The following is a 24,707-nucleotide window of genomic DNA, read 5'->3' as shown; positions in this document are numbered from 1 at the left end:
CACCCTGTCAAGGCCGCTGCCATTGGACTATCCCCACGGGGAGTCGCACCATTGTGCCTTACCTTCAAGGTGCCTTCACGGGGCCTCGCCGCTCCTTCGCATCGCTCGTGCGCCTGGCCGGCGGTGCCGTGGAGACAGGGCCCGCGGACGTTATGGTTGAAGATACGGGCAATGCCATCACCGTTTCAGTCACCGCTCCGGGCGGAACTGTCCTTAGTGTGCGGCTCAACGCCTAAACTGCTGAGTGCTTGATACGCCCAGCTAGTGCACGTCTCAAACCTACGGACCCTATAAAGGAGATGCTTTCCAGCGATGGGCAAGCCAAATGTCATCTTGATCTGCGTCGATGAATGGCGGGGCGACTGCCTTTCAGCCGACGGCCATCCGTACGTGGAAACTCCCCACCTGGACGAGCTGGCGCGGGGCGGTGTCAGGTTTTCCAAGGGATATTCGGCCACGCCAACCTGTGTCCCGGCCCGTGTTGCACTCTTCACCGGCCAGTCGCAGGAGAAGCACGGCCGGGTCGGATACAACGAAGGCGTCCCCTTTGACGTGGCACACCCGGTGACCATCCAAGGAGAATTCAGGAAGGCCGGATACCACACCCAGGCCATTGGAAAGATGCATGTGTACCCGGAACGGTCGCGCATAGGGTTCGACGACGTCATCCTGCACGACGGGTTCCTCCACTACTCGCGGAAAAACTTCAAGCAAAACTTTGCCTTCTTCGACGACTATGTGCCGTGGCTGCGCCGCCAGCCCGGCAGCACCCCCGAAGGGGAGTACTTTGACAACGGGGTCAACTGCAACTCTGTCGTGGCCCGGCCGTGGGACAAGGCCGAACACCTGCACCCGAGCCACTGGATCGGCACCCAGGCGATCGATTGGATGTATCGGCGCGATCCCTCCAAGCCATTCTTTCTCTATCTTTCCTGGCACCGGCCGCATCCGCCCTACGACCCGCCCCAGTGGGCCTATGACCAGTACCTGGACATTGACCCCTACAAACCGGTCGAAGGTGACTGGGAACAGGACTGGGATGAGTTCCGCAAGGACGGCGACTACCAGGCGGCCTTCGGCGAGCTGCCTGACAGGACCGTCCACCGCGCCCGGGCCGGCTATTACGGCCTGATGGCCCAGATTGACCTGCAGATCAACCGGATCAGGGAATCCCTCGCGGACTTCGGCCTCGCCGAGGACACCATCATCGCCTTTACCTCCGACCATGGCGAAATGATGGGCGACCACCACATGTTCCGCAAGGCGCTGCCCTATGAAGGCTCGGCGCGCGTCCCCTTCATCATCGCCGATGCACCGTCCGCCAAGGACTCGGCCCGGGGCGCCGTCATGGACGACGTCGTTGAGCTCCGGGACATCATGCCCACCCTGCTTGACTTGGCCGGCGTGGACATTCCGGATTCGGTGGACGGCAAGTCGCTCGCGCCGCACGTTCGCGGCGAAGCGGCCGCCGGCCCGGTCAGGGACTGGCTGCACGGCGAGCACATTTATTTTTCCCAGAACATCCACTGGCTGACGGACGGCAGGATCAAATATGTGTGGGGTTCCGCCAAGGGCGTGGAGCAGCTCTTTGACCTGACAACGGATCCCGATGAATGCCGCAACCTGGCCCATGACGAGGCCTCTTCGCCGTTGCTGGAGCTTTGGCGGGCCAGAATGGTGGAGACCCTTGACGGCCGTGAGGAGGGCTTTGTGCAGGACGGAGAGCTGGTGACAGGCCGGCCTGTTGTCTCGATTCTGGCGCGCACGCGAGAGCGGATTGCCGCCGGGAAATAGCCGCCGTCGTGCTTGGTTTAGGCCAGGGCGCCCGTGGGGTCCCATGCCGGCAGCACGATGGGATTGGCCTGCAGCGCCTCCTGCAGCTCAGCAGACAACCGTGACTTGTCCACAACCACCTCGAAGACGTACTCATCGAACCAGTTGTCAGCCATGGTGTAGAAACCCTGGTCGCCGTTCTCGTCGCCCCAGCTGTTCTCGACCCGCCAGCGCCGGGCTTCGCCGTCGAGCACGTCAACGCCCGTCAGCAGCATGGCATGAGTCATGGCCGACTCACCAAAGCGGACCCGGGTCTCCTTGTCCATGGCCAGCTCGGCGCCGTACAGGCCCGCGTAGTCGTACAGCCGGGCATCCCAGATGCCGTCCTTGCGGACCATCTGCGGTCCCACATCGCAGCCAAACCAGACCGGCTGCCCGTCAAGGATGGCCTCCTTGGCCAGCCGCTTGGCCAGGGCGATGTCCACATTGAGGTACAGCACGGGCGCGGCGCCGACCACGTTGCCCAGGTGCTCCACCGTCAGAGTGCTGCCCTTGGGGTGCTCCGCGCGGGGATCGTCCACCAGGCAGACGTAGTCGTCCAGCGTGATGGTGGTGTACTTGGCGAGGAATTCCTGCGGAGTCAGCACGCCCTCGCGGTGAAAGGCCTTCTTGTCATCGGTGTACTCCCACTCAAAGGACGACGGCGGCGTGCCCAGGTGGAGCGTGAGGATCCGGTGCACTTCGGCGATGATCCGCTCCCGGGCCTGCCCTTCCGCGGCGGTGTCGCCGGCGCTGCGGAGGGCCCGCAGCTCATGGGCACCCCGCCGCAGCAGGGAGCAGAGCACGGCGTTCATCCGGCCCGTGTTGGAGGAAGATTCGGTCTCCGGCATGGCGGCCTTGGGTACGGCGCCGTACTTGCGGAAAACGTTGACGGCCATGTCCCACTGGCCGCCGTCGCCCATCAAGGTCTGCAACAGGTAGGAGACCAGCCGGTCGTCCTCGGGGCGTTCGGCCGTGTCCAGGATGGACTGCAGGAAGTAGTTGGCCCGCTCCAGCTTGTCGAAGTACATGGCGTAGTTCTGCGAAAACTCGAACTCCTTGACGTCCAGCACTTCCTTGGCGCCTGCGCGCAGCAGGTTCAGTGCCGCAAAGAGCCAGCAGCGCCCGGACTTCTTCTGGTTCGTCACCTTCCAGTCGTCAATGCGGTTCGAGACGGTGGTGGACAGTGCCGTGGCGAGCTGGTGGTCGATGGCGAGCTCGTCAACGCTGACCCTCGCGATGGCGTTTTGGGTGCGCTTCAAGACAGGGTCGGCGGCGAACGCGCTGTTCATGCCGGCCAGCTGTTCGGCGGTCAGGGGGACAGTGGGCACTTGTGTGATGGTGGTCATGTATTCCGTTTTATCCCGAATCGGGGAGCGTGGCAAACAGTGGATAAAAATGACCCAAAACAATCACGAACACTCAGCGAGCCAGCTCTGCCATGACCTGCTGCAGGGCCTGCGCCACCAGCGTGACCGAGGCGCGCTTGAGGTTTTCCGGCCGGACCAGCAGGTCGATCCGGCGGCGGGTACTGATGCCCGTCAGGGGCCGCAGCACCACGCCCGGGTTCAGGGCAGGGCTGGCCGTATAGCGGGGGAGCAGGCCGATCACGTCACCTGTGGACACCAGCGCCGCCGCCGTCGAATAGTCGTTGATCCGGTGGACCACGTTGACGGGCCGGCTGGCGACGGCGCCGATGGCCGTCAGCACGTCCGCCGGCGAGTACCCGCTGCGGCTGGCCACCCACGGGTACGCCACCACGTCCTCGGGGGACAGGGAGGCCTTGGCTGCCAGCGGGTGGCCCGCGGCCACGGCAATGTCCAGCGGCTCGTGGGCCAGCGGGATGACGCGCACCCGAGACTCCGGCCAGGCCGGGCTGTGGTCCATGCGGTGGGCCAGGACCAGGTCGTAGCGCGCGGTCAACGCGGGGAAGTCGTGCTGGGCCACGTCCTCATCCGACAGCCGGACCCGGGGAACGCCGACGGCGGCACCCGCCCAACCCGGCCCACCCGTCAAACCGATTCCGCCCGCCAAACCCGCCGAACCCGCTAGGCCCGCGCCCAAGCCGGGACCGCCCGCCAGACCTTGCCCGCCGCCGTCGTCCGCCAGGGGCGTTTCCCGCATGCCAGCGTCGCGGCGCAGGGAAGCCAGCCGGCGGACCAGCGGGGCGAAGAGCGCCTGACCGGCGCTGTGGAAGCCGCTGACGGTGACGGTGCCGCGGGCGTCGTGCTGGTAGGCGCCGATGGCGGCCTTCGCCGTGGCCATGGCGTTGATGACCTCCGCGCCGGCATCGGCCAGCACCTGCCCGGCCTCCGTGAGCACCAGGTTCCGGCCGTCCTTGCGCGTGAGCGGGGTGTCCACCTGGCGCTGGAGCAGGGAAATCTGCTGGGACACGGCGGAGGGCGTCACGGACAGGGTTTCCGCCACTGCCTTGACGCTGCCAAGCTCGCCGAGCTCGCGCAGCATCTGCAGTTGATGTAATTCCACGCCGCCAGCGTACCATTTAGCGTTCACTAAATCGATGATGGAGCAAAATTCGATTGTGCTAAATGGTTGCCGGGGCTGTAATGGATACAGTCAACCACCAAAACAGGAAAGTCGCCCATGAAAGCTCTGTACAAGTCCGGCGCGCACGCAGGATTCGAACTCGTCGACCGCCCCGAGCCGGAAACCGGCATCCGCGAGGTCAAAATCAAGGTGGCCGCCACGGGCCTGTGCGGCACCGACCTGCACATCCTGGCATGGGACGCCTGGGCTGCAGCCAACATCGAGGCCCCGCTCATTGCAGGCCACGAATTCTACGGCGAAGTGGTGGAAGTGGGCGCGGACGTCCATGACGTCAAGGTGGGCGACAAGGTCTCCGGCGAGGGCCACGTGGTCTGCGGCATGTGCCGGAACTGCCGCGCCGGCCGCCGCCACATGTGCATCAACACCATCTCCGTCGGCGTGCAGCGGGACGGCGCCTTCGCCGAATACGTGGTGATCCCCGAATCCAACGTCTGGGTCCACCACGACCCCTCCATCACCCCCGAATTGGGCGCCATCTTCGATCCCCTCGGCAACGCCGTCCACACCGCCCTCAGCTACGGCCTGGTCGGGGAGGACGTGCTCATCACCGGAGCCGGACCCATCGGCCTCATGGCCGTGGCCGTTGCCCGCCACGCCGGCGCCCGCAAGATCGCCATCACCGACATCTCCGAGCCGCGCCTGGCCATGGCCGCCTCCATGGGCGCCGACCTGGCCGTCAACGTCGCCACCACCCGCCTCAAGGACGCCCAGCGCGAGCTCGGCATGCGCGAGGGGTTCGACGTCGGCCTGGAAATGTCCGGCCACCGCACCGCCCTGCCGGAAATGATCGACAACATGAACCACGGTGGCCGCATCGCCATGTTGGGCCTGCCGAGCGAGTCCATCGACATCAACTGGGGCAAAGTGGTCACGCACATGCTCACGCTCAAGGGCATCTACGGCCGCGAAATGTTCGAGACCTGGTACGCCATGTCCGCCATGCTCTCCTCCAACCCCGTGCTGCGCACCGCCGTGGCCTCCGTGGTCACCGACCGCCTGCCCGCCACCGAATGGGAACAGGCCTTTGAGATCGCCAAGTCCGGCCGCGGTGGCAAAGTGGTCCTTGACTGGTCCGTCTTTTCCTAGCCACCCGCCTTTCTAGCCACCCGGCGAGGACGACGGCGGAACCCGCCTTCCGCCGTCGTCCTCCTTCCGCCCCTCCCACCCACCAGGAGTCCCGATGTACACCTCCATGAAGGGCCAGCTCGCCGCCGAGCTCGCCGACATCCGCACCGCCGGGCTGTTCAAGACCGAACGCCGGATCACCTCCGCCCAGTCCAGCCACGTGACGGCCGGCCCCCTGGATGGCGCAGCGGCCCCCGTGCTGAACTTTTGCGCCAACAACTACCTGGGCCTGGCCGACCACCCCCAGATCATCGCGGCCGCCAAGTCCGCCATGGACAGCCACGGCTTCGGCATGGCCAGCGTCCGGTTCATCTGCGGCACGCAGGACCTGCACCTGGAACTGGAGGCTGCGGTCTCGATATTCCTCGGCACGGAGGACACCATCCTGTTCTCCTCCTGCTTCGACGCGAACGGCGGCGTGTTTGAATCGCTGTTCGGCGCGGAGGACGCCATCATTTCCGACGCCCTGAACCACGCCTCCATCATTGACGGCATCCGCCTGTCCAAGGCCGCGCGCTTCCGCTACGCCAACCAGGACATGGCGGACCTTGAGGTCCAGCTGCAGGCTGCCGCTGCCATGAACGACGGCGGCGGGGCCCGTCGGACCATCATCGTCACCGACGGCGTGTTCTCCATGGACGGCTTCCTGGCGCCCTTGGAAGCCATCTGCGACCTCGCCGACAAGTACGGCGCGCTGGTCATGGTCGACGACTCGCACGCAGTGGGATTCATGGGAGCCACGGGGGCCGGAACCCCGGAGCATGCCGGCGTCTCCGACCGTGTCGACATCTACACCGGCACCTTCGGCAAGGCCCTGGGCGGCGCGTCCGGCGGCTACGTCTCCGGCCGCGGCGAAATCGTTGCCATGCTGCGCCAAAAGGCACGCCCGTACCTGTTCTCCAATTCGCTGGCCCCGGCCATAGTCGCCGCCACGCTCAAGGCCCTGGAGCTGGTGGCCGGCTCCGCCGAACTGCGCACGCGCCTGTTCGAGAACGCCGCGCTGTTCCGCCGCCGCATGTCCGAGGAAGGCTTCGAGCTGCTCCCCGGAGAGCACGCCATAGTCCCCGTCATGTTCGGCGACGCCATGGAGGCAGCCCGCGTGGCCGACTCCATGCTGGCGCACGGCGTGTACGTCACGGCCTTCAGCTTCCCCGTGGTGCCGCGCGGCGCCGCCCGGATCCGGGTCCAGCTCTCCGCCGCCCACAGCGCGGACGACGTCGAAGCGTGCGTCAGCGCGTTCGTTGCCGCCCGCGGCGGGGCCAGCTAGCCGCTTCCACCGGGGCGTCGCTTGAATCCGGGGTGAATCCGGCCTGACTTCAGTTGACTTCACCTCACTCCGCCCGTGCTCCGGCTATGCGCGGGCGTCGGGAGTCCCCACCGGGCAGTTAAGCTGGAACCCATGGAGATCAGGCAGTGCACGGACAAGGACTGGCCCGCCATTTTCGGGTTCTACAGTGCCACCATGAAGGATGGCCGCAGCTACGCCTTTCCCGAGGGCCAGGGGCTCGAGGAGGCCCGGCCATGGTGGATGGAGCAACCGCCCGGGCAGACGGTGGCGGCCGTCGCCGCAGGGGAGATCGTCGGCTCGGCCAAAATGGGCCCCAACCGGCCAGGGCGCGGAGGGCACATTGCCACGGCCTCCTTCCTGGTGGATCCACGGCACCAGGACCAGGGTGTGGGACGGGCCCTGGGCGAGTATGTGCTCGGCTGGGCGCGCAGCGAGGGCTACCGTGGCATCCAGTTCAATGCCGTTGTTGAGACCAACCTGCCGGCCGTCCACTTGTGGCAGTCAATCGGCTTCCAAATCATCGGGACGGTCCCAGGCGCCTTTGACCATCCGGAACACGGACTAGTGGGCCTGCACGTGATGTTCCAGGAACTCTAGCGACGGTCCCGCCGCAAGGGAGATCGCAGTAGTTGGACGGAAATCGTCGCTTTTGCCTGGACTCGGTCCAACTGCTGCGCCATCGATCCGGGGCCCCATTTTTGTGCACGGACGCTGCTGTGCCACGATGGCGCTATGGATTGTGACGTACTCATAGTTGGCGGCGGCGTTGCCGGGCTCTCCCTTGCCTGGCGGCTGTCCCCGTCCCGTTCGGTGGTGCTGGTGGAGGCGGAGGGTTCATTGGCGTACCACACCTCATCGCGCTCGGCCCGCCAGATGCAGCCCAGCTACGGACCGGCGGCCATCCAGGAGCTGACCCGCCGGAGCATTGCCATGGTGGAGGGAATCTCCGAACGGCTCCCTGCGCCCATCATGGTGCCGCGTGCCATGCTGACGCTGGGAACCGAAACGGAGGTGGCCGCCCTGGTTGCGGCCAATGCGAACCTGGAATCGCTCACGCATAGCGAAACCATGGAGCGCAGCCCCGACCTGCGCCCCGAAACGTTTGAGGCGTCGGCGCTGGACGGCACGGCCATGGAAGTGGACGTGCCCGCGCTGCTGGAGTTTTACCGCCGGCAGGCTATCGGCACGGGCGCCATGGTGCTGACCGGTGCGCCTGTCACCGCCGTCGAAGTGGTTGCCTCCGAGCCGGCCGGGGGGACGGACGCGGAGGGCGCCGGCGCGGAAGACCTGCCCACCCGCTTCCACGTCACCGCGGGCCGGCACTCCATCACGGCCGGGACCGTGGTGGACGCCGCCGGCGCCTGGGCGGACGTGGTGGCAGCCCAGTTCGGCGCCCGCCCGCGGGGATTGCAGCCGCACCGGCGCAGCGTGGCCATCGTTTCCACGGAACACCCGGTGGACCCGTCCGGGCCCATGGTGGAGCCGGCGGACGAATCGTTCTACTACCGCCCCGACGGCACCCACCTGCTCATCTCGCCCTGCGAGTCCGTCCCCGCTGAGCCAGGTGATGCGCAGGTGGTGGATGAGGACATCGCCGAGCTCATCCACCGCATCGGCGAGGTCACCACGGTGGGGATCACCGGCGTCGAACGGTCCTGGACGGGACTGCGCACCCAGCCGGCGGACGGCCTGCCCGTGGTGGGCTTCGACGCGGACGTGCCCAACCTTTTCTGGCTGGCCGGGCAGGGCGGCTACGGCATCCAGACCTCCGCGGCCCTCGCCACGCTGGCCGCCGGGCTGCTGACCGGAACACTGCCGGACGACGACGGCTGGCTGGCCGGCGCGCTCAGCCCCCAGCGTGCGGGGCTGGGATAGCGGCAGTTCCGTTGCTTGGGTTCTGAGGGCTGTTCTCCCTGCCGTGGTGCTGATGCGCCGCGAAGACTACGCTTTGGGGCATGGGACGGTCGACGGAGTTTGGCAACTACACCGACAGGGCTGTGCGGGTTGTGGTCCTGGCTCAGGAGAATGCAAGGTTTATGTGTGACCGGTACATCGGTCCCGAGCATCTATTATTGGGGCTTTTGCACGCTGAACCGGACGCGGTGCAGACAGTGCTGGGGGTCTGGCCCGATGACGTGCGTGAGGCGATAATGCGTTTCGCCGCCCCTGGTCCGCTGGACACCTCAGCATCATTCCCGTTCACCCCCGGGGCTTTGGACGCCCTCAAGGCCGCGCAGCGCGCCTCGCGGGAGTTTCATTCGGAACACGTCGGGATCAAGCACCTGTTGTTCGGGGTGCTGAGTGTCCATGGCGACCGCCTGGATCAGGCGCTGGCCGATGCAGGTGCGGATCGGGGCAGTGCGCAAACGCGTGTAATGGCGGCGCTTACGCGGGGGCGATCGGCTGGTCAAGGCGGGGCAACAGGCAGCGATACCCCGCCGACGCCCGGCTGAGCTGATCACGATGGGCCCCGAGCTACCCGAGATGGTCGCCGCCGGCTGCGCGGCCGGCAGCCCGAACTCCAGCCCCGCTCAGCTGGCGGCACCGGAGACCATGACGCCCACGCCGAGGGCCGTGATGATGCCGCTGCTGGCCCGTTCCAGGCCGGTTTTGACCTTGGGCCGGCGCAGCCACTTCATGGCCTTGTACGCGACGGCGGCCACGGCTGCGAGGTAGGCGAAGGCGATGGCTGCCTCCAGCACGCCCAGGACCATGGCCGTGGCTAGTGTGTTTCCGCCGTGCGGGATGAACTGGGGCACCACGGCAAGGTAGAACAAGCCAACTTTGGGGTTGAGCAGGGTGGACAGGGCGCCCGCCGCAAAGCCGGCCCAGCGGCTGTAGGGGCGTTCCGGCGCAGGTGCCTCGGGCCCTTCCGCCAGGCCCGCCTTCGCGGCCTTCCGGGTTTTCAGGAAGGAGGAGACGCCCAGGTAGACCAGGTAGATGCCACCGGCAATTTTCACCCAGCGGAACACTTCGGCAGACTGCTCCACGATGGCCGCGAGCCCCACGCCCACCAGGGCGGCCCAGGCCACGGAAGCTGCTGCGGAACCCGCCGCGGCGGCGACACCCGCACTGGCACGGCCCAGGGCAATGCGCAGCACCAGGAAGGTGTCCGGCCCGGGCGTGACGGAAAGCAGCAGGCACAGGCCTGCGAACGCCAGCAGCGAAAGAATGGTCATGGGTGCAATTCTCCGGCACCCCGGGTCGCGCGTGCAACGGGGAGCAGCAAGCTGTTCGCCGCAGGGCCCGGCCGCCGGTGCGGCGCTGCCGTTGCGTCAGCATTACCCCAGCGTTGCCCCAGCGTTTCGAAGGCTCGTTGCGCTGGCTCGTTGCGCCCGTCTAGCTGGTGGCCCCGGAGGCAGCCACGCCCACGCCCAGCACTGCCAGCACGGCGCTGCTGCCGCGCTCAATGGCCTTGTTGACCTTGGGCTTGCGCAGCCACTTCATGGCCTTGTAGGACAGGATGGCAATGGTGGTCAGGTACAGCGTCCCGATAATGCACAGGGTGACGCCCAGGATCATCGCCATGCCCAGTGTGTTGCCGTTGTGCGGGATGAACTGGGGCACCACGGCCAGGTAAAACAGGCCCACCTTGGGATTGAGCAGGGTGGACAGCAGGCCCGAGCCGTAGGCTGCCCGCTTGGAATACGGCAGCGGTTCCTGACCGCCGTCGGCCGCCATGCCTTCCTTGGCGGCCTTGCGGGCCTTCAAAAATGAAGAGACGCCCAGGTACAGCAGGTAAAGCCCGCCGGCAATCTTGATCCAGCGGAACACCTCGGCGGACTGCTCCAAAATGGCGGCCAGGCCCAGGCCCACCAGGGCGGCCCAGACCAGCGTGCCCGTGCCCGAGCCAAGCCCGGCGGCGATTCCAGAGCGGACATTGCTGAGGGAAATGCGCAGTACCAAGAAGGTGTCCGGGCCGGGGATGAGGGCCAGCATGAGGCAGAGGCCAGCAAAGCCAATGAGGGAAACCAGGGTCATGGATTCCATTCTCCGGCATCGCCGGGGTGCGCGCGAACACGGGGAGCCGAGCGAAAGCTTTGTTGTCTGCGATGCCAGACGCGGCCCGCCGGACTCAAGCGCAGGCCGGCCAGCCGCCGTCGTACGCTAAGGGCATGAGCGAACTAATCACCAACATCGGCGAACTGATGACCCAGGACGGAGAACTCGGCACGCTGCGCAATGCCGCCGTGGTGCTGGAGGGGGAGCGGATCGCCTGGATTGGCGACGCCGGGAACGCGCCCGCCGCCGACACCGCCACCGACGCGCAGGGCCGGGCCGTGCTGCCGGGGTGGGTGGACTCGCACACGCACCTGATTTTTGCGGGCGACCGCACTGCCGAGTTTGAGGCGCGGATGGCCGGGGAGAGCTACAGCGCCGGCGGGATCGCGGTGTCCATGAATGCCACGCGGGCCGCGAGCGACTACGAGCTCACGCGGATGGCGCTGGGCCGGGTGTCGGAGGCGGCGTCGCAGGGCACCACCTATCTGGAGACCAAGACAGGATACGGGCTGGACGTGGAGCATGAGGCCCGCAGCGCCCGCATCGCCTCCACCGTGGCCGACGAGGTCACCTACCTCGGCGCCCACCTGGTCCCGGCCGGCATGGACGCCGGTGCCTACACGGAGCTGGTCTGCGGGGAGATGCTGGGCGCTGTGCGGCCATATGTGTCCTGGGCCGACGTTTTTTGCGAGACCGGCGCGTTCACGCCGGAGCAGTCCCGGGCCGTGCTTACGGCGTGCCGCGAGGCCGGGCTGGGCCTGCGCGTGCACGGCAACCAGCTGGGCCCTGGCGCAGGGACGGCGCTCGCCGTGGAGTTTGGCGCGGCCAGCGTGGACCACGTGAACTTTCTGGCGGACAGCGACTTTGACCTCCTGGCGCAGTCGTGGTCCGGCTGGGACGGCGGTGCGGGTGAGCGGGGGACCGTTGCCACGGTGCTGCCGGCATGCGACCTGTCCACGCGCCAGCCCCTGGCCCCCGCTCGGCGGCTGCTGGATGCCGGCGTGCAGCTGGCCATTGCCTCCAACTGCAATCCGGGCACCTCCTACACTTCGTCCGTTGCGTTCTGCGTGACCACGGCGGTGCTGCAGATGGGGCTCTCCGTGCACGAGGCTGTCCGGGCGGCGACCTGGGGCGGCGCGCTGGCCTTGGGCCGCGAAACGGGCACCGACGAGGACGGAAAGCGGGCGGTGGGGTCCATCGCCGTCGGGCACCGCGCCGACCTCCACATGCTCAACGCGCCCTCCGCCACCCATCTGGCGTACCGCCCGGGCATGCCGCTCACGCACCAGGTGTGGCGCGCCGGAGTCGTCGTCTAACCCCTTCGTTGAGATTCGAGATCACCACGCCTCCCCCCCGTTGAGATTCGAGATAACCACCGCTCATCCGCCATGGCGGAGGTGGTGATCTCCAACCTCAACGGCCGGGGAGGTGGTGATCTCCAACCTCGACGGCGAAGGCCCCGGCGGTTGGCCTGTCGAGTTCCGTAAAAACCGGGTTTCGACAAGCCAACCGCCGGGGCCTTGTGGGCTCGACGAGCGGGTCAGGCTACGGTGTGCACGCCGTGTCTGCCGGGCGCGTGGCCGGTGCGAAGCCGGTCAGCGCGGAGCCGCCGGTGCCATAGACGCGCATCTCGGCGGCCGAAGCGAACTGCAATCCGTTGAGGGCGCTGTTGGCTTGGAACTTCACAAACTTGGCCTGGACAGCCGGGAACGCGATGAACTGCATTCCCGTCGCGTCCACCAGATTGCCCGTGGCCGCCTGGGTCCACGTGGCGCCGTCCATCGAGGTGAAGATGGTGTAGTTCTTCACCTTGCCATTCTGCCCGCCGGACTGGCGGTCCTGGTAGCCGAAGCCGCTGACGGTGTATTCACCGTGGAGGTCCAGCTGCACCCAGTGCGGGTAGTTCGTGATGGTTGGATTCCATTCGGTGTGCCAGATGGTGCTGGCATCGCCGTCCAGGACGTTGGCGACGGGCCCTGCGCCAGGTCCAGTCGTCATGTTTTCCGAGTCCGCAGTCGCCGTCATACTCGATGTCGGCACCATCGCCCGGGTGGCGACGGCCAGGTTGGAATCCGAATCCACTGTCTTCGTGACGCAGTCATTGAAGTACGTTGCCGAAGGGTGGATTGCCGCCGTTGTGCCCGCGGCGCCGGCCGGCGTGGTGATGATCCACGTGGTCGTGGCCGTGGCGCCCGGCTTGACGGTGCCCACCAGGTTTCCGCCAGCGGTGGCCACCTGGGCGCTCCAGCCGGCGGGCAGCGTGCCCAGCGACATGGCGACGTTCGTGGCATCCGTGGTCTCGTTGTTGGTGAACGTTGTCACGAAGCTGTTCGTGGTGCCGGGATTCAGGTCCGCGTTGGCGGGCCCTGCCACGGAAGCGCAGGCGGCGCCGCCGCTGACGGCGCCGAGGTCCGTGACGGTGAAGTCGTCCAGGATGAAGTCGGTGCCGTTGGCCCCGCCGGTCTTGCGCAGGCCCACCCAGTTGTCGCCGCAGCCTGCCGTGAACGTCCGCGAGTACGTTGCGGTGTCCAGGGCCGGGGCCATGGTTTCGTCCTTGAGGTCCTTGGACGTCAGTTTGCCGTTGGCAACGGTGTCCGCGCCCGTGACCCACTGCCACTGCCCGGCCACGTTCGTCTGGTACTTGAACGATACCGTATAGGAATGCCCGGCCGTGAACGGCACCGTGGCCGGCACCGTGCGGTACACCAGGCCGGTGTTTTCCTCGTGCGCCTTCAGCGAGTGGTCCCCGTTCAGCACGTCATCGACGGCCTGCCCGTTCAGTGAACCGGAGTTGTACGGGCTGTACGTGTTCTTCCAGGTCTTCTGCGTGTACGGTGCATGGAGGTCGCTGATGCTGGTGCGCGGGTCTGTCGATCCGCCGGCGTCGCCCTTCACAAACGGGCCCCAGCCGGGCTGGTTGCCCTCAAAGTTGGCGCTGGCCACCAGCGTGCCCGGGCTGCCCGGAGGCACGGCCACCGGCGTGGTGGTGTCCTCCATGATGCGCACGTCGTCCAAGGTCACGGCCGCGGCACCGGCCACGGCGCTGATGGACACGTCCACCTTGTGGTTGACGGGTGCGGTGAACTGCACCGAGGCCCGCTGCGAGTACGTGCCCTGCTTGGCATCGGCCGCCACCATGTTCTGCTGCGGGGTGATGTCAAAGGTGTTGGCGGCGCTCAGGCCGGTCCCGGCCACCCCCAGCGTGACGGCGCGGCGGCTGCCCGCGGCGATCTCCACGTTGGCGCTCAGCGTGTACTTCTTGCCCGCCTCCAGCTTCTTCACGGACTGGGAGATGGACGACGCCGAGTTCCCCAGCACCGCAACATTGTCACCTGTCGCTGTGCGTGCGGTGGCGGCGCCGCCGGTCGGGTTCCAGGCATCGAGGTTGCCGGCGTTGAAGCCCGGGTCAACCAGCAGGGAGCCGTCGCCGTAGTTGGCGGTCTTGTTCACGGGCTGGTCGCCGTTCGGGGCAAGGATGTACGGGACGCCCTTGTCTCCGGTGAGCGTCACGGTGCCGTTGCTGTTGATGACGTCGGCCACCTTGGTGCGGCCCTGGTCGGTGAGCTTGTACAGCGTGAAGTTGCGCTTGTTCGCGAACTGGCTGGTCAGCGTGAACGTGGTGGTGCCGCCGGCTGCCGAGTAGAAGTACATCTTGTCGGCGTGCAGTGGCGAGGTGGTCTGGCTGTTGTCCACGGCGTCCTGCCACGGCAGCAGGTAGGTGCCGCCGTCGAGCACCACGGCGTTGCCCATGGTGATCTGGCGCTGGCCGTTGACCATCTTGATGGCGACCCCGTCAGTGAGCGTGGCGGACTTGCCAAAGTCCCAGTTGGTCACGTCAAAGTGCTGGATGAACTTGGTGGGCAGGTTGTTCACAAAGATGTTGTTGTAGAAGTTGTTCCAGTTGTCCTGGCCCGTCCAGCCCTCAAAGTCCTTCAGCTGCGCGCCGCCCAGCAGCGGGTCCGTGTTCCAGACATCGCGCTGGGTGTTGGCAATGAAGCGGACAATGTTGGAGTTGATGCCCTTGTTCGTGGCACCGCCGTAGTTCTTGTCATTGGCCCAGTGCGACCAGATGGAGTTGCCCTCGAACTTGTACGCCCATTCCGTGGCCACCTCGAAGCCCATCTTGTGCAGCTGCGTGGCGAGCTGGTCAGAGAGCCATCCGCTGGAGTAGTAGGCGTCAATGTAGACGGTCTTGATGCCGGGGGCTTCCTTGCGGAGCTCGGCGAAGCGGTCCAGGATGGCGCCCGTGCCAAGGTCGTTGCGCTGGTCGATGTGGTACGACTGGTTCAGCCAGTCCCAGCCGTTGACCTGGCCGGAAATCATGCCGGAGCTGAAGCTCTTGGCCTGCGGGTACGCTTCCGTGACGTTAACGTGCACGGCCATGTCGGCGTTGTACGCGGCGCCGGAGGAGGCGAGCGTGTTCAGGTCCGCGAGGCCGCCGGCCCGGGTGTTGTAGTCTCCGCCGTAGTCCGGGTGGCCGGAGTCGTGGCCTTCATTGGCGTAGCCCTTTTCCAGGACCCACTGGCCCAGGTCGTCGGTGGACTGGGAAATCCGCTTGACGTTGTCCAGGGTCTTCAGGAAGGGGTTGGTGGCCTGCGAGGCAAAGTTGAACGGGATGTGCTGGACCACGCGCTCGGGGACGCGGGCGGCGCCGGCCGGTGCGGTCATCGCGTTGCGGTAGGCAATGGCGCCGTCCTCCCACGTGACATTGCCGTCATTGTTGGCATCCGCGGAAAGCACCACTGTGGTCTTGGGCAGCGTGTAGAACTGCACGCGCGGATCGGTGGCGCCCTTGGCTGCGTAGGTGTAGTTACCCACGGAGAGTTCGGCCCGCTTGGCGCCGTTGCCGGCGTCGATAATCCGTGACTGCAGGCGGGTGTTCCAGTTGGTGCCGGAATCCTGGGCGGCATCGTCCGTGGCGTTCGTCATCAGTCCGGCGGAGAGCTGGGAGTTGCTGACAAAGCCGTAGGGGGTGCCGACGTCGGACTTGTCCGCCTTGGTGGCGGCGGTGACGGCGGTGAACTGGTCGGCCGTGGTGGTGGAGTCGGTGGAGATCTTCGTCCGGGCCAGCTGGGAGTGCGGGTCGCCGGAGTCCACGGACACGAGCGACTGGTTGGGGATGGCGAGCTGGTCCACGGTGGCCGCGGCGCTGCCGGAAATCTTGGTGACAGCGAATTCCACGGTGTTCGCCGCGGTGGCGGTCAGCGAGGACTCAATGGTCAGGTTGGGGAAGTCAGCAAACGTTGAACTGTACGTGGCCGTGGCCCCGCTGGCCGTCATGGTGGTGGTGGCCGCGTAGTTCTTGCCGTTCAGGGAAAAATTGCTGAGCTTGTCCGCCTGGCCGGCCAGCGACTTCCCGTCCAGCGAGTAGGAGATGACCTGGGGGAATTCCTTCCCGACGGCGACGTCCAGCCCCTTGCCATTGCTGATGGTGACGGGCGTGGCCGGATCCGCGGGCGGGGCCGGGGGCACAGGCGCAGGGGTGGTGTCCCCCGTGGCCCTGACGCGCAGCTCCGAGGCGGAGACATTGTTGCTGCCGTTGATGGTGCTGTCCGCCTCAAACTTTACGTAGCGGGCCTTGACCGGGCTGTCGAAGAGGATGGTCTGGACCTGGGTGTTGGAGGTGGGCTGGACCAGGGAGCCCTTGGCCACGGGAGCGCCCCAGTTGCCGGCCGGGTTGTTGGCCACGGCGGCGTCATTCGTGGCGAAGACCTGGTAGTTCTTGACGGGGCCGTTGGACTGGTTCTTGACGGAGTAGTCGAGGCCCGTCAGGGTGAAGGAGCCGCCCACGTCCCAGGAGATCCAGTGGGGCAGCGGGGCGGCCACGCCCACGCCGTTGACCACCGTGTAGGCCACCGTCCACTGCGAGGAGTAGTCGTTGTCGAACGCGCCGGCGGCGGTCCCGTCCAGTGCCGGCGGGGCCGGGTAGGCGGGGGACTGGGAATCAGCGCCGATCAGCGTGTACTGGGAGGGGGAAATGGGCACGCCGGAGCTGTCCGGGGCGGCCTGGGCGGCGGCCCCAATGCCGACGCTCAGGGAAGCCAGCAGTGCCAGCGTGGCCGCGGCGGCGGTGGCGCGGTGCAGCGTCAGGCGAAGATGCGGCGGCGGGGCCGTCGTCTTGCAGGGTTGCGGGGATTTCACGTGGTTGTCCTTTGCGGGAAGGTAATTGCAAGGGTGCCCCGGACTGCTGCCTGGGACGGGGTGCCCGGGCTGCCATCCTGGCCGGGGTTGCCGGTCCGGGTGGCAGCCCGAAGCATTGTTATGCATAACAGCGTCGAGTATTCCACGGTTGTGGCGTGGATTACAAGATCGGGATTTTCGCGCCGTGACGCTTGCGGGGCAGTGTTTCCTCACGATCCCATGGCGTTAACATGATTGTTTATCTATTGTTTTAATCATCAATGATCATTTCATGGTAGGCTGGGGAGCATACAATGCATCTAGCGGGCAAGTCCGGGGCCGCCCATTGCCTCCGGGGCCCGCCACTTCAAGGAGTACGCAGAACATGAGTGAAAACACCGCCCTTGGCCCGTTCATGGAAGCCGAACTGACCAGCCAGCCGGAGGTTTGGGTCAGGGCCATCGCGCAGGCCCAGACGGAAACGCTGCTGCCCGCGGACGGCGAGCGCGTTGCCGTGATTGGCTGCGGCACCTCCTGGTTTATGGCACAAAGTTACGCTGCCGCCCGGGAAACTGCCGGCAAGGGCGTCACGGATGCCTTCGCCGCCTCGGAGGCCTTCCTCGGTGAAGCCCGCGGCTACGACGCCGTCATTGCGATCACCCGCTCCGGCACCACCACCGAGGTGCTGGAAATCCTGACGGCCATCAAGGGCACCATCCGCACCGTGGCACTGGTGGGCGACACCACCTCGCCGATCATGACGCTGGCCGACGCCGTCGTCGAGCTTCCCTACGCCGATGAGAAGTCCGTGGTGCAGACCCGCTTCGCCACCACCGCCCTGGCCTACCTGCTCACCAGCGTCGGCGTGGACCTCACCGCCGCCATCGAGGACGCCAAGACGGCCGTAACGGCCCCCGTGGAGCAGGAGCTCATCGACGCCGAGCAGTTCACCTTCCTCGGCACCAACTGGACTGTGGGCCTGGCCCATGAGGCCGGTCTGAAAATGCGGGAGGCTGTGCAGGGCTGGACGGAATCCTACCCCGCCAAGGAATACCGCCACGGACCCATCTCCATTGCCGCCCCGAACCGTGTCACCTGGATGTTTGGAGAGCAGCCCGAGGGCCTGGATGCGGACATGGCCAAGACCGGTGCGCTGTACCTCAACCGCAGCGTGCACCCGCTGGCGGAGCTGGCCCGCGTGCACCGCGTCACCCTGGAACGTGCCCGTGCCCGCGGCATGAACCCCGACCTGCCGCGCAACCTGACCCGCTCCGTCATCCTGTCCGGGCAGGCCTAAGGCCTTGGTGCGGGGACCGGGGGCCGGGGGCCGGGCGGGTACCGTCCCGGCCAGCGCCGTGCTGGCCTTTGACGTGGGCGGCACTGACATGAAGGTGGGCCTGGTGCGCGGGGAACCGGGCATCTCCAACCACGACGTCGAAGACCTCCAGCGCCACCCCACCCCGCTCGACGGCGGCCGGTCAGGTGAGACCGTGTGCGCCCGGATCGTGGAACTGGTGGGCCAGTATCGGGCGGCCCATCCGGAAACGGCCATCGCTGCCGTGGGCGTCACGGTGCCCGGCATCGTGGATGAGGCAGCGGGCGTGGGGGTGTATTCAGCCAACCTCGGCTGGCGGGACTTCCCGTTCACGGCCACCCTCACGGCTGCGCTTGGTCTGCCCGTGGCCTTTGGCCACGACGTGGGCATGGCCGGGGAAGCCGAATTCCGGATCGGTGCCGCCGCCGGCAAGGCCAACGTGGCCGTGCTGGTCATCGGAACAGGCATTGCGGGTGCGTTTTCCTGCGACGGACGCCGCATCCAGGGCGCCGGCTACGCCGGGGAAATTGGCCATGCCCTGGTCCCCGCCGCCGACGGCACCCTGCGGATCCTCGAATCCCAGGCCTCGGCCGGCGCCATCGCCCGCCGCTACACGGAGGCCACTTCCACCCCCGTGGATGGCGCCCGCGAGGTGCTCAAGCGCGCCGGCGCCGGGGATGAAACAGCGCGCCGCATCTGGAGCGAGGCGGTGGACGCCCTGGCGTTCAGCGTGGCCCAGTGCGTGGCCATGCTGGGCACCGACACCGTGGTGCTGGGCGGCGGGCTGTCCATGGCAGGGGATGCCCTGTTCACGCCGCTGGCCAGCAAGGTGGATGCACTGCTCACCTTCCAACCCCGCCCCGCCTACCTGCACGCAGCCCTGGGCGAGAACGCCGGCCTCATCGGCTCCGCACTCAAGGCCCGCACCCTGCTGACGGCGGGGGAGCGATGAACGCCCCCGGCCTGGACAGCCCCGGCCTCAACGCCCCCGGCCCGCTGGTGCTGACAGTCACACCCAATGCCGCCGTCGACCTCACGTACACCGTTGCGGGCGTGGAACTCGGCGCCTCGCACCGCGTCCCCGCGCCCCTCCACCGCGCGGGCGGCAAAGGCCTGAACGTGTCCCGCGTGGCACACCAGCTGGGCTTTCCCACCCTCGCCATCGCCACCGCCGGCGGCGCCACGGGGGCGCAACTCCGGGCAGATCTCGACGCTTCGGGCATCGCACACCACCTGGTCCCCGTGGTAGCGGAAACCCGGCGCACCATTGCCCTGGTGGACACTGCGGCCGGGCAGACCAGCATCTTCAACGAGGCCGGCCCCGCACTGACGGAGGCGGAATGGCAAGCCCTGAGCGCCGCCGTCGTCCGTCAGCTGGCAGGCGCCCTGCCGGACGGGAGTGGCAAGGCCGGCTTTCACCCGGACGACGCCGGTGCCCGCCCGGGCGTGCTGGTGGGCTCAGGCTCCCTCCCGGAGCAGGCGCCGGAGGATTTCTACCCGGGGCTGGTGGCGCTGGCACACAACGCAGGCGTCCCCGCCATCATTGACACCTCCGGCGCCGGGATCCTCGCCGCGGCGCGGGCAGGTGCGGACCTGCTCAAGCCCAACAACCACGAGCTCATGGACGCCGTGGGTGAGACGGACCTGGTGGCGGCCGCCCGCAAGCTCATGGACCTGGGCGCCCGGCGCGTCCTGGTCAGCGTGGGGGAGGAGGGCATGCTCGCCTTCGAAGCCGGCCGGCCCGGCTACCTGCAGGCCAGGCTGCCTGCACCCCTATCCGGGAACCCCACGGGGGCCGGGGACGCGGCGGTGAGCGCGGCCGCCGTCGCACTCGCCAACGGCGTCACGGAACTGCGGGAGATCCTGGCCCGCGCCACGGCCTGGAGCGCCGCCGCCGTGCTCATGCCCGGTGCCGGGGAAATTTCCCCCCGGCACGCCGAGCTGGCCGCACAACTCATCATCACCGACCACTGACGCGCAAGGACTTATTTCATGGCATTGACCAACACGCGCACCATCATGGACCAGGCCGCCGCGGCAGGTTCCGGGCAGGGCGCCTTCAACGTCATCCACCTCGAGACGCTCGAGGGGCTGATTGGCGGCGCCGAGGCTGCCGGGCTGCCGGTGATTTTGCAGATTTCCGAAAACTGCGCCACGTTCCACGGCGGGCTGGAGCCCGTGGCGCTGGCCTCCCTGGCCGCCGCCCGCAAGGCGTCCGTGCCCGTGGCCGTGCACCTGGACCACGCCGAATCCGAGACGCTGGCCATGCAGGCCGTGGACCTGGGCTTCGGGTCCATCATGTACGACGGCGCCCACCTGGAGTACGGTGCCAACGTCGAGTCCACGGCGCGGGTGGCCGCCTACGCACACGAACGAGGCGTATACGTTGAGGCCGAGCTCGGCAAGGTGGGCGGCAAGGACGGCGCCCACGCACCCGGCGTGCTGACCGACCCGGCCGAAGCAGCCGCTTTCGTGGCCGCCACCGGAGTGGACGCGCTCGCCGTGGCGGTGGGGTCCTCCCACGCCATGACGGAGCGCTCCGCCGCGCTGAATTTGGATCGGATTGCGGAGCTTTCGGCGGCGCTGGACGTGCCCCTGGTGCTGCACGGCTCCTCCGGGGTGTCGGATGCGAACATCGTCGCCGCCATTGCCGCGGGCATGACGAAGATCAACGTCTCCACGCACCTGAACGGCTTCTTCACCCGTGCCGTGCGCGAGTACCTGGACGCCAATCCGGCCGTGGTGGACTCGCGCAAATACCTGGGCGCCGGCCGTGCCGCATTGGTGCCCGAAGTGGCCCGACTGCTAGCTTTGTTTGCGGGCGCCGCGCGGCACTAGCCTGGCGCAACTCCAGCCGGCTGGAACCGGCCGCGGCCGCCCGGCCAGGCACCGCCGTCGTCCGCGGCCTTTGTTTTTCCAGGCATTCTCCAAGGGAGGCGTTTCATGAACCGCACCGAACGGCTGACAGCAATCCTGGACATCCTCGCTGCCGACGGACAGGTGGAAGTCGACGAGATTGTGGGCAAGCTCGGCGTTTCCCCGGCCACGGCCCGGCGGGACCTGGACTCGCTGGCCAACGAGCGCCTGCTGACCCGGACCCGCGGGGGAGCGACCTCCGGCTCCGTCTCCTACGACCTGCCCGGCCGCTACAACAGGGACGACCACGCGGCGCAGAAGCACAGCATTGCCCTGGCCGCCAGCGCGCTGATCCAGAAGGGCGCTGTCATCGGCCTGTGCGGGGGGACCACCAGCACCGCGCTGGCCCAGGTCCTCTCGACCCGCGAGGACCTCATGGAGCAGTCCAACCGGCCCACGCTGACGGTGGTCACGAACGCCATCAACATCGCCGCGCAGCTGGCCATCCGGCCCAACTTCAAGATCATGGTCACCGGAGGCGTCCTCAACCCCCGCTCCTACGAACTGGTGGGCCCGTACGCCGATTCCATCCTGCAAAAGGTGGCCCTGGACATTGCGTTCATCGGCGTGAACGGCATTGAACCCGGCACCGGTCCCACCATCAACGACGAAGGCGAGGCGTCGGTGAATTCGCGCATGGCCCGCCGCGCGTCGGTGGCCTACATGCTGGCGGATTCGTCCAAGATCGGCCAGCGCGCCTTTGCCACCATGGAGGACCACCGCTTCCACAAGCTCATCACCGACTCCGGCATCACGGACGCGCAGCTGGCGGCCTTCCAGGATGCGGGCACTGAAGTCATCGTGGGTCCGGACGCGTAAGTTGGTGCGCTGGCGGCCGGGCCGGCCGGGGATTAGAGCGAGTCCAGCACCGTGGTGCCTGGTTCGGCCGTGGTCCACTGCTCAAAAGGCGTGTCCAGCAGGTAGCTGCCGCCGCTGCCGACCAGGGCCCGCACCTCGGCATTGCCCGGGTTGTTCAGCGACTCGAAATACTCCACGGACCAGTGGAACCAGCGCATGCAAAACAGCCGCATGGTGAGCCCGTGCGTCACCAGCAGCGTGTTGGGGGCATAGTCCGGCTTGGACCAGTGGCGGTACAGGGTTTCCATGAAGGAGGAGACCCTGTCGTAGACGTCCGAGCCCGATTCCCCCTCGCGGAAGCGGTAGAAGAAATGGCCGTACGCGTTGCGCAGCTCCTTCTGGTCCGCAATTTCCGCAGGATTTTGAAAGTTGGCCCAGTCCTGTTCACGCAGCCGCGGCTCCTCCATGGTGCGCTCCACCAGGTCCCCGAGCTTGAGCGCCTCCAGGGTTTGGTAGGCGCGCAGGTACGGGGAAACGTACACGCACACCTTCTGCCCGTCCAGGCGCCGGCGGATCTGTTCGCCGGCAGCGGCAGCCTCCGCCAGGCCCTGCTCGGTCAGGGGGATCCGGTAATCGGGGATCCTGTTGTAAATGGACTGGTCGAAATTGGCGGCCGACTGTCCGTGGCGGACCATGATGATCTGGCGTGGGGCGCTCATACCCCGAGCCTAGCCCGGCCGCCGAGAAATCCCGCCGCAGGCAGGGCATGATGGAGGGCATGAGTGAAAATCGGCCGGACCCGGGAGGCGTCGGCGTCGTACTGGCGAAACGGGACAGGCGCCGCCTGGTGTTTGAGGTGCTGCTGGTGCTGGGGCTCTCGCTCGGGCAGTCGGCGGTGTACTCGGTGGTGCAGCTGCTGGACAAGATGTCCCGGGCGCCCATTGCCCAGGGCACGTCCACGTTGAATGTGGTGCGCAGCAACCGCGAATTTTTTGACCTGACGTACCAGATCCTGGATATTTTCTTTGCCCTGGTGCCGGTGTTTTTGGTGTTTTATCTGCTCGCCGAGCCCGGAAAATCGGTGTTCCGCCGGATAGGGCTGGACTTTCGGCGCCCCGTCCGGGACGGGCTCGGCGCCCTGGGTTTGCTGGTGGTGATTGGCGTGCCGTCGCTGGGGCTGTACGCGGCGGGGCGGGCGCTGGGGATCACCACGGAGATCATCCCGAGTGCGCTGAACCAGTACTGGTGGACGGTGCCGGTGCTGGTGCTCTCCGCCATCCACAACGGCCTGCTGGAGGAAGTGGTCATGGTGGGCTGGCTGCTGGACCGGCTGGAGCGGATCGGCTTCACGCCCCTTGTTGCCGTCCTGGCCAGCTCCCTGATCCGCGGCAGCTACCACCTGTACCAGGGCTTCGGGCCGTTTGTGGGCAACTTTGCGATGGGGTTGCTGTTTTGCTGGCTGTACAAAAAGTATGGGCGCGTCATGCCGCTGGTGGTGGCGCACTCCCTGGTGGACATTGCCGCATTCACGCTGGGCCCGGCCCTCGGATTCGGCTGAGCGGGGCTGAAATGTCCGCAGGCGGCCCTGACTGCGGTCAGTATGCAGCGATGGCGACTTAGCCCGGGTCTTAGTCGCCATCCCTGCTGACTCGAGGGCGGGCCGTTGACGAGGGTGCGCATCTCGTCGCCGAGTGTACGGATGGGGTGGGTCGGGGCCAGGAATCCTCGCCGAGAGTACGGATGGGGTGGGTCGGGGCGGCCGCGGCCCGCCGAATATGTACACTCGGCGCCCAGGCAACATAGCGTGTCGCCGAATCTGTACACTCGGCGCCCAGGCAACATAGCGTGTCGCCGAATCTGTACACTCGGGTCCCCATGACGCACCCGCGCGGCGGTGCCCCCGGATTCGGCTGATTGCGGCTGAAACGTCCCCATGCGGCACCGACCGTCCGGCCAGTATGCAGCGATGGCGGCTTAGCGCGGGTCTAAGCCGCCATCGCTGCTGACTCGAGGGCGGGCCGTGGTCGGGACACACGAAAGCGGCACCCTCCCGCAATGGGTGGGTGCCGCCGTCGGGCCCGCCGAAATGGCTTCGTAAAGGCTAGATCGTGACCAGGCCGTGCGCCGTGTCAAAGGTGACGGACATGATGCCCGGCGTGCCGCGGGGCGCGATCCACTCCACGGCCACATCCTCCAGCGGCTGCTCCACGGGCTCGCCCAGCCACTCCGTGAGGCGTTCGGCGCTGCCCGCAATGGTCAGCGAGGACAGCCGGACAGTGGACGGGCGGGCCAGGGACGGGTGCAGGGACGGGTCGCCCTCCCACTTGAGCATGTAGGGCACCTGGGGGTCGGCAATGAGGCCCTTGATGCCGATCTGCTGCCAGACCAGTTCGCGGCCGTCGGGGAATTTGCGGTTGCCGGGGACGGCACTGCGGCCCAGGCGTTCCTCGAAGGGGGTGAGATCATCCACGGCGACGCACCAGCCCATCCAGCCGCCGCCGGCCTGGGAGCGGGCCCGGACGGCCTGGCCAAACGGCGCCTTGTCCGAGGCGGGGTGGTCAAGCACCTCCACGACCTCCAGGTAGTGGTGGTCCAGGAGGGGAATGATCATATTGCGGGTGCCGAAGCGCGGGTGGACTCCGCCACGCACTGCATCGACCCCGAGGGCGGTGGCGATTCGCTCCGTGGTGGCAGCCAATCCATCTGATTCACAGGCGTAAGAAACATGATCCATTCGCATGCGTTCATCTTGGCACTTTGTGA

The 24,707-nt window shown here is 67.2% G+C and carries 20 protein-coding genes; 13 read left to right on the top strand and 7 right to left on the bottom strand.

The features are described from left to right. The first annotated feature begins 312 nt into the window (after positions 1 to 312). A complete protein-coding gene (locus G6N77_RS01085) occupies positions 313 to 1,794 on the top strand; it encodes an arylsulfatase (RefSeq protein ID WP_165180140.1) in 1,482 nt (493 codons plus the stop codon). A 17-nt stretch (positions 1,795 to 1,811) separates the two neighbouring features. Here the strand turns inward: G6N77_RS01085 and G6N77_RS01080 are convergent, their stop codons facing one another. Together G6N77_RS01080 and G6N77_RS01075 are read right to left on the bottom strand one after the other, a co-directional pair. Continuing rightward, entirely contained in the window at positions 1,812 to 3,161 is a 1,350-nt protein-coding gene (locus tag G6N77_RS01080) for a C1 family peptidase (protein ID WP_165180139.1), read from the bottom strand. Between the two features lie 73 nt (positions 3,162 to 3,234). Further along, positions 3,235 to 4,299 (bottom strand): LysR family transcriptional regulator, encoded by a 1,065-nt coding sequence (locus G6N77_RS01075; protein WP_165180138.1) that lies wholly within the window; start codon positions 4,297 to 4,299, stop codon positions 3,235 to 3,237. A 117-nt stretch (positions 4,300 to 4,416) separates the two neighbouring features. Here G6N77_RS01075 and tdh point away from each other — a divergent pair, with 117 nt between their 5' ends. The 5 genes from tdh to G6N77_RS01050 all read left to right on the top strand — a co-directional run bounded on the left by tdh (position 4,417) and on the right by G6N77_RS01050 (position 9,246). Further along, entirely contained in the window at positions 4,417 to 5,466 is a 1,050-nt protein-coding gene (gene tdh, locus G6N77_RS01070) for an L-threonine 3-dehydrogenase (RefSeq protein WP_165180137.1), read from the top strand. 94 nt (positions 5,467 to 5,560) lie between these two features. Beyond that, positions 5,561 to 6,772 carry a glycine C-acetyltransferase gene (locus G6N77_RS01065; protein ID WP_165180136.1) on the top strand — a complete coding sequence of 404 codons (1,212 nt, stop codon included), beginning with the start codon at positions 5,561 to 5,563 and terminating at the stop codon, positions 6,770 to 6,772. Between the two features lie 132 nt (positions 6,773 to 6,904). Further along, positions 6,905 to 7,390: a GNAT family N-acetyltransferase gene (locus G6N77_RS01060; protein ID WP_165180135.1), complete on the top strand. Its 486-nt coding sequence runs from the start codon at positions 6,905 to 6,907 to the stop codon at positions 7,388 to 7,390. 135 nt (positions 7,391 to 7,525) lie between these two features. Beyond that, positions 7,526 to 8,668 carry an NAD(P)/FAD-dependent oxidoreductase gene (locus G6N77_RS01055; protein WP_165180134.1) on the top strand — a complete coding sequence of 381 codons (1,143 nt, stop codon included), beginning with the start codon at positions 7,526 to 7,528 and terminating at the stop codon, positions 8,666 to 8,668. Positions 8,669 to 8,748: 80 nt separating this feature from the next. Next, positions 8,749 to 9,246 carry a Clp protease N-terminal domain-containing protein gene (locus G6N77_RS01050; protein ID WP_165180133.1) on the top strand — a complete coding sequence of 166 codons (498 nt, stop codon included), beginning with the start codon at positions 8,749 to 8,751 and terminating at the stop codon, positions 9,244 to 9,246. A 78-nt stretch (positions 9,247 to 9,324) separates the two neighbouring features. Here the strand turns inward: G6N77_RS01050 and G6N77_RS01045 are convergent, their stop codons facing one another. Then, positions 9,325 to 9,972, bottom strand: coding sequence for a LysE family translocator (locus G6N77_RS01045; RefSeq protein ID WP_165180132.1), 648 nt, complete (start codon positions 9,970 to 9,972; stop codon positions 9,325 to 9,327). Between the two features lie 160 nt (positions 9,973 to 10,132). Continuing rightward, entirely contained in the window at positions 10,133 to 10,774 is a 642-nt protein-coding gene (locus G6N77_RS01040) for a LysE family translocator (RefSeq protein WP_165180131.1), read from the bottom strand. 134 nt (positions 10,775 to 10,908) lie between these two features. Here G6N77_RS01040 and hutI point away from each other — a divergent pair, with 134 nt between their 5' ends. Continuing rightward, positions 10,909 to 12,111: an imidazolonepropionase gene (hutI, locus tag G6N77_RS01035; protein ID WP_165180130.1), complete on the top strand. Its 1,203-nt coding sequence runs from the start codon at positions 10,909 to 10,911 to the stop codon at positions 12,109 to 12,111. Between the two features lie 229 nt (positions 12,112 to 12,340). On the opposite strand, the gene G6N77_RS01030 is transcribed toward hutI, so the two are convergent. Then, positions 12,341 to 16,936 (bottom strand): endo-alpha-N-acetylgalactosaminidase family protein, encoded by a 4,596-nt coding sequence (locus G6N77_RS01030; protein WP_205677867.1) that lies wholly within the window; start codon positions 16,934 to 16,936, stop codon positions 12,341 to 12,343. 364 nt (positions 16,937 to 17,300) lie between these two features. On the opposite strand from G6N77_RS01030, the gene G6N77_RS01025 reads away from it, so the two are divergent. The 5 genes from G6N77_RS01025 (at position 17,301) to G6N77_RS01005 (ending at position 21,965) form a co-directional block, all read left to right on the top strand. Then, positions 17,301 to 18,212, top strand: coding sequence for an SIS domain-containing protein (locus G6N77_RS01025; protein WP_165180128.1), 912 nt, complete (start codon positions 17,301 to 17,303; stop codon positions 18,210 to 18,212). Positions 18,213 to 18,219: 7 nt separating this feature from the next. Beyond that, positions 18,220 to 19,182, top strand: a complete 963-nt coding sequence (locus G6N77_RS01020) for an ROK family protein (RefSeq protein ID WP_306987567.1) — start codon at positions 18,220 to 18,222, stop codon at positions 19,180 to 19,182. After that, a complete protein-coding gene (locus G6N77_RS01015; RefSeq protein WP_165180127.1) occupies positions 19,179 to 20,204 on the top strand; it encodes a 1-phosphofructokinase family hexose kinase in 1,026 nt (341 codons plus the stop codon). The genes G6N77_RS01020 and G6N77_RS01015 overlap by 4 nt, the downstream gene beginning before the upstream one ends. An 18-nt stretch (positions 20,205 to 20,222) precedes the next feature. Next, positions 20,223 to 21,068 carry a class II fructose-bisphosphate aldolase gene (locus G6N77_RS01010; RefSeq protein WP_165180126.1) on the top strand — a complete coding sequence of 282 codons (846 nt, stop codon included), beginning with the start codon at positions 20,223 to 20,225 and terminating at the stop codon, positions 21,066 to 21,068. A gap of 105 nt (positions 21,069 to 21,173) precedes the next feature. After that, positions 21,174 to 21,965 carry a DeoR/GlpR family DNA-binding transcription regulator gene (locus G6N77_RS01005; protein WP_165180125.1) on the top strand — a complete coding sequence of 264 codons (792 nt, stop codon included), beginning with the start codon at positions 21,174 to 21,176 and terminating at the stop codon, positions 21,963 to 21,965. Positions 21,966 to 21,997: 32 nt separating this feature from the next. Here the strand turns inward: G6N77_RS01005 and G6N77_RS01000 are convergent, their stop codons facing one another. Next, positions 21,998 to 22,663: a histidine phosphatase family protein gene (locus tag G6N77_RS01000; RefSeq protein ID WP_240901565.1), complete on the bottom strand. Its 666-nt coding sequence runs from the start codon at positions 22,661 to 22,663 to the stop codon at positions 21,998 to 22,000. Between the two features lie 59 nt (positions 22,664 to 22,722). Here G6N77_RS01000 and G6N77_RS00995 point away from each other — a divergent pair, with 59 nt between their 5' ends. Then, on the top strand, positions 22,723 to 23,502 hold the full coding sequence (locus G6N77_RS00995) for a CPBP family intramembrane glutamic endopeptidase (protein WP_165180124.1): 780 nt from the start codon (positions 22,723 to 22,725) through the stop codon (positions 23,500 to 23,502). Between the two features lie 543 nt (positions 23,503 to 24,045). On the opposite strand, the gene G6N77_RS00990 is transcribed toward G6N77_RS00995, so the two are convergent. Further along, complete coding sequence (locus G6N77_RS00990; protein ID WP_165180123.1) at positions 24,046 to 24,684, bottom strand: VOC family protein; 639 nt, start codon at positions 24,682 to 24,684, stop codon at positions 24,046 to 24,048. Between the last annotated feature and the right edge of the window lie 23 nt (positions 24,685 to 24,707).

The sequence above is a fragment of the Arthrobacter silviterrae genome (assembly GCF_011045165.1).
GTDB classification, from domain to species: Bacteria; Actinomycetota; Actinomycetes; order Actinomycetales; family Micrococcaceae; genus Specibacter; species Specibacter silviterrae.
Note: the sequence above shows the minus strand (reverse complement) of the source record. Positions and strands in the feature narration are given on the sequence as shown.

Excerpts from the sequence above, each read along its gene's own strand:
- hutI (WP_165180130.1), top strand. The coding sequence starts at position 10,909 with ATGAGCGAACTAATCACCAACATCGGCGAACTGATGACCCAGGACGGA.
- G6N77_RS01080 (WP_165180139.1), bottom strand. The coding sequence starts at position 3,161 with ATGACCACCATCACACAAGTGCCCACTGTCCCCCTGACCGCCGAACAG.
- G6N77_RS01000 (WP_240901565.1), bottom strand. The coding sequence starts at position 22,663 with ATGAGCGCCCCACGCCAGATCATCATGGTCCGCCACGGACAGTCGGCC.
- G6N77_RS00990 (WP_165180123.1), bottom strand. The coding sequence starts at position 24,684 with ATGCGAATGGATCATGTTTCTTACGCCTGTGAATCAGATGGATTGGCT.
- G6N77_RS01005 (WP_165180125.1), top strand. The coding sequence starts at position 21,174 with ATGAACCGCACCGAACGGCTGACAGCAATCCTGGACATCCTCGCTGCC.
- G6N77_RS01050 (WP_165180133.1), top strand. The coding sequence starts at position 8,749 with ATGGGACGGTCGACGGAGTTTGGCAACTACACCGACAGGGCTGTGCGG.
- G6N77_RS00995 (WP_165180124.1), top strand. The coding sequence starts at position 22,723 with ATGAGTGAAAATCGGCCGGACCCGGGAGGCGTCGGCGTCGTACTGGCG.
- G6N77_RS01010 (WP_165180126.1), top strand. The coding sequence starts at position 20,223 with ATGGCATTGACCAACACGCGCACCATCATGGACCAGGCCGCCGCGGCA.
- G6N77_RS01085 (WP_165180140.1), top strand. The coding sequence starts at position 313 with ATGGGCAAGCCAAATGTCATCTTGATCTGCGTCGATGAATGGCGGGGC.
- G6N77_RS01045 (WP_165180132.1), bottom strand. The coding sequence starts at position 9,972 with ATGACCATTCTTTCGCTGCTGGCGTTCGCAGGCCTGTGCCTGCTGCTT.
- tdh (WP_165180137.1), top strand. The coding sequence starts at position 4,417 with ATGAAAGCTCTGTACAAGTCCGGCGCGCACGCAGGATTCGAACTCGTC.
- G6N77_RS01025 (WP_165180128.1), top strand. The coding sequence starts at position 17,301 with ATGAGTGAAAACACCGCCCTTGGCCCGTTCATGGAAGCCGAACTGACC.
- G6N77_RS01055 (WP_165180134.1), top strand. The coding sequence starts at position 7,526 with ATGGATTGTGACGTACTCATAGTTGGCGGCGGCGTTGCCGGGCTCTCC.
- G6N77_RS01065 (WP_165180136.1), top strand. The coding sequence starts at position 5,561 with ATGTACACCTCCATGAAGGGCCAGCTCGCCGCCGAGCTCGCCGACATC.
- G6N77_RS01015 (WP_165180127.1), top strand. The coding sequence starts at position 19,179 with ATGAACGCCCCCGGCCTGGACAGCCCCGGCCTCAACGCCCCCGGCCCG.
- G6N77_RS01040 (WP_165180131.1), bottom strand. The coding sequence starts at position 10,774 with ATGACCCTGGTTTCCCTCATTGGCTTTGCTGGCCTCTGCCTCATGCTG.
- G6N77_RS01060 (WP_165180135.1), top strand. The coding sequence starts at position 6,905 with ATGGAGATCAGGCAGTGCACGGACAAGGACTGGCCCGCCATTTTCGGG.